Origin of the sequence: Corallococcus sp. AB049A, assembly GCF_003668885.1 — a bacterium.
Lineage (GTDB): Bacteria > Myxococcota > Myxococcia > Myxococcales > Myxococcaceae > Corallococcus > Corallococcus interemptor.
Genome location: NZ_RAWL01000516.1, coordinates 1 through 5,589 on the forward strand (window position 1 = coordinate 1; position 5,589 = coordinate 5,589).

Genomic DNA, 5,589 nt, shown 5'->3' on the forward strand with positions numbered 1-5,589 from the left:
GCGCACCACCGCGCCGGATCCGTCGCGCGCGCCCGCGCTCCGGGCGCCCAAGTCCCTGCGGGGTGGCGCCGCCGCCGATGAGGCCGCGGGAGATGCCGGTGCCCGGCGCGACTTCATGGCGGAGCGCGCCGCCCGTCGCGCGGGTGCGGCGTCCAGCCGTGACGCGGGACCGGGCGCGGCCCCCGGTGGACGTCCGCGTCCGGCGCCGGGCGAGGAGCGGGGCTCGTCGGTGGGGCCCGCGCCACGTCCCTCCATGGCCTCGCGGGAAGGGGATGCGAACGGCTCCCAGATGCGCCGCATGCCGGTGGAGCGCGAGCGCGGGCCCGCGCCCCGTCCCTCCATGGGGGCGCCGCCGGATGCGGAGGCGGGCGGCTCGCAGATCCGCCGGATGCCGGTGGAGCGGGGCCCTGCGCCCCGAGCGTCCATGGCGGCCCCGGAGGGGGACGCGAACGGCTCCCAGATGCGCCGCATGCCGGTGGAGCGGGGCTCGTCGGTGGGGCCCGCGCCCCGCGCGTCCACCGGGGGCGTGCCCAGCCGCCGTGATCCGGATGCCCCCCGTCCTTCTCGTCCCGCCCGGCCGGATCCGGAAGGGGCCCGCATCGGCCCGCCGCCCTCGCGCCTGGGGGCTCGCGGTGCGTCACGTCCACCGGAGCCGGACGCGCCGGAAGGCCGCTCCGTCCGGGCCGAGCGCCCCTCGCGGCCTCCCGCCGACGCGGAGGAGCGCGCTCCCCGGCGTCCAGAGCCCTCCGGCGAGTCCACGGACGGGGCCCGGGTGCTGCGCTCGCGCACCGGCGCCCGTCCCGCGGTGCGCCCCGAACCGGAGGGCGGACCGGAGCGTCCCCCGCGCGTGCTCTCCAGCCAGGCTTCCTCCTCCCGGTCCTCGGAGGGGACCCAGGTGGGCCGCCGGCGCCCGGCTCCCGGCGACCGGCCGGGCCCGGATGACGCGGGCGGCCCTGGAGGGCGTGGACCGCGCGGCGGAACGCGCTAGCATCCGGTCTCCAAGGAGTGGCCCATGGCGATCGGCAAGGTAATCAAGGGGGATGGGTTGGCGGAGTCGTCCGTGGCCGTCGCCTCGTCGGAGCGACCGGCGCTGCGTCCGCCTCGCGCGGGCGTGATGAACGCCGAGGTCTTCGAGGCGCGCCAGGGCGCCCAGGGCATCATCGAGGAGGCCCAGCGCGAGCGTGAGCGCATCCTCGCCGAGGCCCAGCGCGAGAAGGAGGAGCTCTTCGCCAAGGCGAAGGACCTGGGCCGTCAGGAGGGCATCGCCCAGGCCACGGAGCTGCTCCTGCGCGCGAAGATGCAGGCCGGCGAGATGCTCCAGTCCCAGGAGCAGGACATCATCGCGCTGGCGCTGAAGATGGCGGAGAAGATCCTCGGCCGCGACCTGGAGCGCGAGCCGGAGCTGCTGGTGGACATGTGCGCCGCGGCCATCGACAACCTGCGCAACGCGCGCGCCATGGTGCTGCGCGTGCACCCGAAGACGGCGGCGGTGCTGCGCGCCAAGCGCCCCGTGCTGATGGAGCTCATCGGCCGCACGGTGGACCTGGCCATCAAGGAGGACCCGGAGGTCGCTCCCGTGGGCTGCATCGTGCAGACGGAGTACGGCACGGTGGACGCGCAGCTGCCCACCCAGCTGGAGATGCTCCAGAACCTCCTGCAGCCGGACACCGCGCGCAAGCCCGGCCCTCCCTGAGCCCTTCCGGAATCCGCCATGGCCATCGACCTTTCGCGCTACTACGATCTCATCAAGGAAGCGTCCCTCGTCCGGGTGCGCGGCCGCGTGACCGAAATGACGGGCCTCGTCATCAAGGCGAGCGTGCCCAACGTGCGCATCGGCGAGGTGGTGCTCGTCAAGAGCCGCCAGCGCGGCCTGATGAAGTCGGAGGTCGTGGGCTTCGTGGGCGACGAGGTCATGCTCATGCCCCTGGGCGAGCTGTACGGCATCGGTCCGGACAGCGAGTGCATCCCCACGGGCCGCCCGCTCACCATCAAGTGCGGTGACGCGCTCCTGGGCCGCGTGCTCAGCGGCATCGGCGAGCCCATGGACGGCAGGCCGCTGGAAGGGGAGGGCCTGATCGACTGGCCCGTGGACCGCGACTGCCCGGACCCCTTCACGCGCCAGCGCATCGAGCGGCCGCTGCCCCTGGGAGTCCGCTGCATCGACGGGCTGCTCACCGTGGGCGAGGGCCAGCGCGTGGGCCTCTTCGCGGGCTCCGGCGTCGGCAAGTCCACGCTGATGGGCCAGATTGCCCGCAACACGCAGGCCGACCTGAGCGTCGTGGCGCTCATCGGCGAGCGTGGTCGCGAGGTTCGCGAGTTCATCGAGGACGCCATGGGCGAGGAGGGCATGAAGCGCGCCGTGCTGGTGTGCGCCACGTCCGACCAGCCCGCCCTCGTGCGTCTGCGCGCCGCGTACGTCGCCACGGCCATCGCGGAGTACTTCCGTGAGCGCGGCGGCAACGTGCTGTTCATGCTCGACACGGTGACGCGTCTGGCGCGCTCCCAGCGCGACATCGGCCTCGCCATCGGCGAGCCCCCGGCGCGTCAGGGCTACCCGCCCAGCGTCTTCTCCATGCTGCCGCGCATCCTGGAGCGCACGGGCAACTCGGCGAAGGGCAAGTGCACCGCCATCTACACCTGTCTCGTGGCCGGCGGTGACATGGAGGACCCCATCGCCGACGAAGTCCGAGGTATTCTCGACGGCCACTTCATCCTCAACCGTGAGCTGGGCGCGCGAAACCAGTGGCCCGCCATGGACGTGCTCCAGAGCCTCAGCCGTGTGATGAGCGGCATCGTCAGCAAGGAGCACAAGAAGGCCGCCGGCAAGCTGCGCGAGACGCTCGCCACCTACGAGAAGCAGCGCGACCTCATCCTGCTGGGCGCCTACCAGGCCGGCGCGGACCCCCGGACGGACTACGCCATCGAGAAGTACGACGCCATCATCGACTTCCTCAAGCAGGACACCCACTCCAACTCTCCGTACGAGGAGACCGTGGAGCAGCTCATCAACCTGTTCGCGGACTGACGCGGGCCGCCTTCCGGCCAGCCTGCATGGACGGGGCGGTTTTTGGGTAGGATGCCCCCACCATGCCCCCGTACCGGTTGCAGTCCCTGCTGGACATGCGTGAGAAGGCGAAGGAGGAGGCCGAGCAGGCCTTCTCCGACGCCGTCAAGGCGCTGGCGAAGGAAGAGGCCGAGCAGAAGCGCCTGGAGGCGGAGCTGGAGCGCCGCCGCAAGGAGCGCAAGGCCAAGGTCCAGGAGTACTTCCAGCAGATCATGGCCAAGGGCGCCGGCATCAACGGCATGAACATGATGGCCCGCTTCGAGGAGCGCCTGAAGGACGACGAGGCGCAGGTCGCCCTCCAGATCGAGCACCAGAAGGAGGTCGTCCGGACGGCGGGCCGCCTGGTGGAGCAGCGCCGCATGTTGATGGCGGAGGCGGCCAAGGAGCTCAAGGCCATCGAGAAGAACAAGGAGAAGTTCGTCAAGCAGGTGAAAAAGGAGCGCCAGGACCGGGAGGAGCTGCAGCAGGAGGAGATCGGCAGCGCCTTGTTCCTGGCCCGGCAGCGCAAGTAACCTCCCGCCGCCTTCCGCTGAGTCTGGAGAGACGCCATGAGCCGAGTTGATGACGATCGCGATGCCGCGCGCTTGGCGGAGCGGATGATCCAGGAGCGCAAGCTCGCGGAGGCGAAGACCCAGAAGCGCCTGCAGGGCGAGTCCGTCTTCTCCAAGCTGGTCCAGCAGGGCCAGGCCGAGCAGGCCCTGCCGAAGCAGGCGCAGGAGCTGAAGCAGCCCCTGGGCAAGCAGGTCCTGGCGCGCCTGGCTCAGGGCCAGGGCAAGACCTTCGACGAGAAGCTGGCCCAGAAGGAGACCGCCTTCGCGAAGCCCGGCGAGTCCACCGGGAGCGCCCAGCAGTCCCAGCGCAACGCCGAGTCGCAGGGCGCCTCCCGTGGCGGAGAGGCCCGCAAGACGGAGGTCGTGGAGGAGAAGCGCTCCACGGACGTCCGCGAGAGCGACATGAACAAGGCCGAAGGCCAGGCCAGCCGCTTGAGCCAGGAGAAGGGCGAGCTGAAGATCGACGTCAACGCCGGCGGCGGCAAGGGCGCGGGCGGCGGGGCCAGCAACAAGGACAAGGACGACAAGGGCGGGCAGATGGCCGCCGCGGGCTTCCGCTTCAACCCCGCGCTGATGGCGCCGGTGCCGGTGGCCAAGCCCAAGGACACGGCGGGCTCCGAGCGGCTGCGCGCCATGGCGAACGAGATCGCCCAGAAGATCGTCGAGCGCGTGCGCGTGGGCACCAACGCCGCGGGCAACGCGGAGTTCCAGATCGAGCTGCGCGGCGACGTGCTCAACGGCCTGTCCATCAAGGTCAGCGCGAAGAACGGGAAGATCTCCGCCACCTTCAGCGGCAGCGACCGCGACACCTTGAAGATGCTGGAAGAGCAGAGCGACGGCCTGCGCAGCGCCCTGGGCGGCCGGGGACTGGCGCTTGAAAATCTGAGGTTCGAGGCCAAGACATGAGCCTGGAGCCGGACGACGAGCCCGGAGTCTTCGAACGCACCATGCTGGTCGACACCCGGAAGCTGGGACCCCCGAAGCCCGCGCAGGCTCCGAAGCAGGCTCCGGCGCCGGCCCCGGCTCCCGTGGCGGCGTCGCCGTGGCGGCCGTTCATGTTCACGAACCTGGAGAAGGTGTCGCGCACGCAGGGCCAGCTGGCGGAGCGGCTGCGCTGGCTGACGCCGAACGCGGGCACCCTGGAGACGGTCTGCGCGCGCCTCAAGGCGCTGTTCGACGTGGACGTGCGCCTGTCGGTGGAGTCCGCCCAGGCGCGCCCCATGACGGAGCTGCGCCGCTTCCTGGGGGACCCGTCCTTCCTGGCGGTGCTGGCCCCCGGCGCGCTCAAGGGCCGGGTCATCCTCGAAATCGAGCTGTCGCTGGCGCACTCGGCGGTGGACCTGCTGCTGGGCGGCGCCGGTGAGACGGTGGGCCTGCGGCCCCTGACGGACATCGAGGAGGGCGTGATGGGCTACGTCGTCCTGGAGGCCCTGAAGGAGCTGGTGCCCGGACTCCAGCCGGGCGTCCCCCGGCCCCGGCTGGACGGCGTGGCGCGCGGCGTGGACGAGGTCTCCGCCCGCCTGGGCGAGGACGGCCCGATGCTGGCGGTGCACCTGAACGCGGTGCTGGGCTCGCACCGCGGCATCGTGCGGCTGGTGGTGCCGTCGGCGGTGCTGGAGGCGGCCGAGCCCGCGGTGGAGAGCGCCCAGCGGCGCGACCACCGCCGGCAGGACATGAAGGCCAACGGGCGGCGCCTGTCCGCGCTGCGAGACTGGCTGCGCGCGGAGATTGGCGTGGCGGAGCTGTCCGCCCGGGACCTGGCGTCCCTGCGCATCAAGGACGTGCTGCTTCTGGACCTGCTGTCGGCGCGGCCGGACCGGGGCGATCCGGGCACGGCGCAGCTGCGGCTGGGCCTGGGCCGCACCGGCCACTTCGCGGCGGACGTGTTCGTGGAGAACGGCCGCTACCGGGCGCGCATCACGGACGTCATCCCCGGCGAGCCGGGCAATCCCCAGGGCTGTCTCTTATTCACAT

General features: G+C 72.0%; 5 protein-coding genes and 1 pseudogene. All 6 read left to right on the plus strand.

The window, feature by feature from the left end; translation table 11 throughout:
• Positions 1–988 (plus strand): annotated as a pseudogene (locus D7X55_RS43665) (hypothetical protein); the annotation flags it as partial.
• A 24-nt stretch (positions 989–1,012) separates the two neighbouring features.
• A complete protein-coding gene (locus tag D7X55_RS34980; protein WP_121725314.1) occupies positions 1,013–1,693 on the plus strand; it encodes a FliH/SctL family protein in 681 nt (226 codons plus the stop codon).
• An 18-nt stretch (positions 1,694–1,711) separates the two neighbouring features.
• A complete protein-coding gene (sctN, locus tag D7X55_RS34985) occupies positions 1,712–3,025 on the plus strand; it encodes a type III secretion system ATPase SctN (protein WP_120552727.1) in 1,314 nt (437 codons plus the stop codon).
• A 62-nt stretch (positions 3,026–3,087) separates the two neighbouring features.
• Positions 3,088–3,576, plus strand: a complete 489-nt coding sequence (locus D7X55_RS34990) for a flagellar assembly protein FliH (protein ID WP_120552728.1) — start codon at positions 3,088–3,090, stop codon at positions 3,574–3,576.
• Positions 3,577–3,612: 36 nt separating this feature from the next.
• A complete protein-coding gene (locus tag D7X55_RS34995) occupies positions 3,613–4,521 on the plus strand; it encodes a flagellar hook-length control protein FliK (protein WP_121725315.1) in 909 nt (302 codons plus the stop codon).
• Positions 4,518–5,589, plus strand: a 1,072-nt coding sequence (locus D7X55_RS35000) for a YscQ/HrcQ family type III secretion apparatus protein (RefSeq protein ID WP_121725316.1), incomplete at its 3' end; no start/stop codon positions are given. The genes D7X55_RS34995 and D7X55_RS35000, both read left to right, overlap by 4 nt.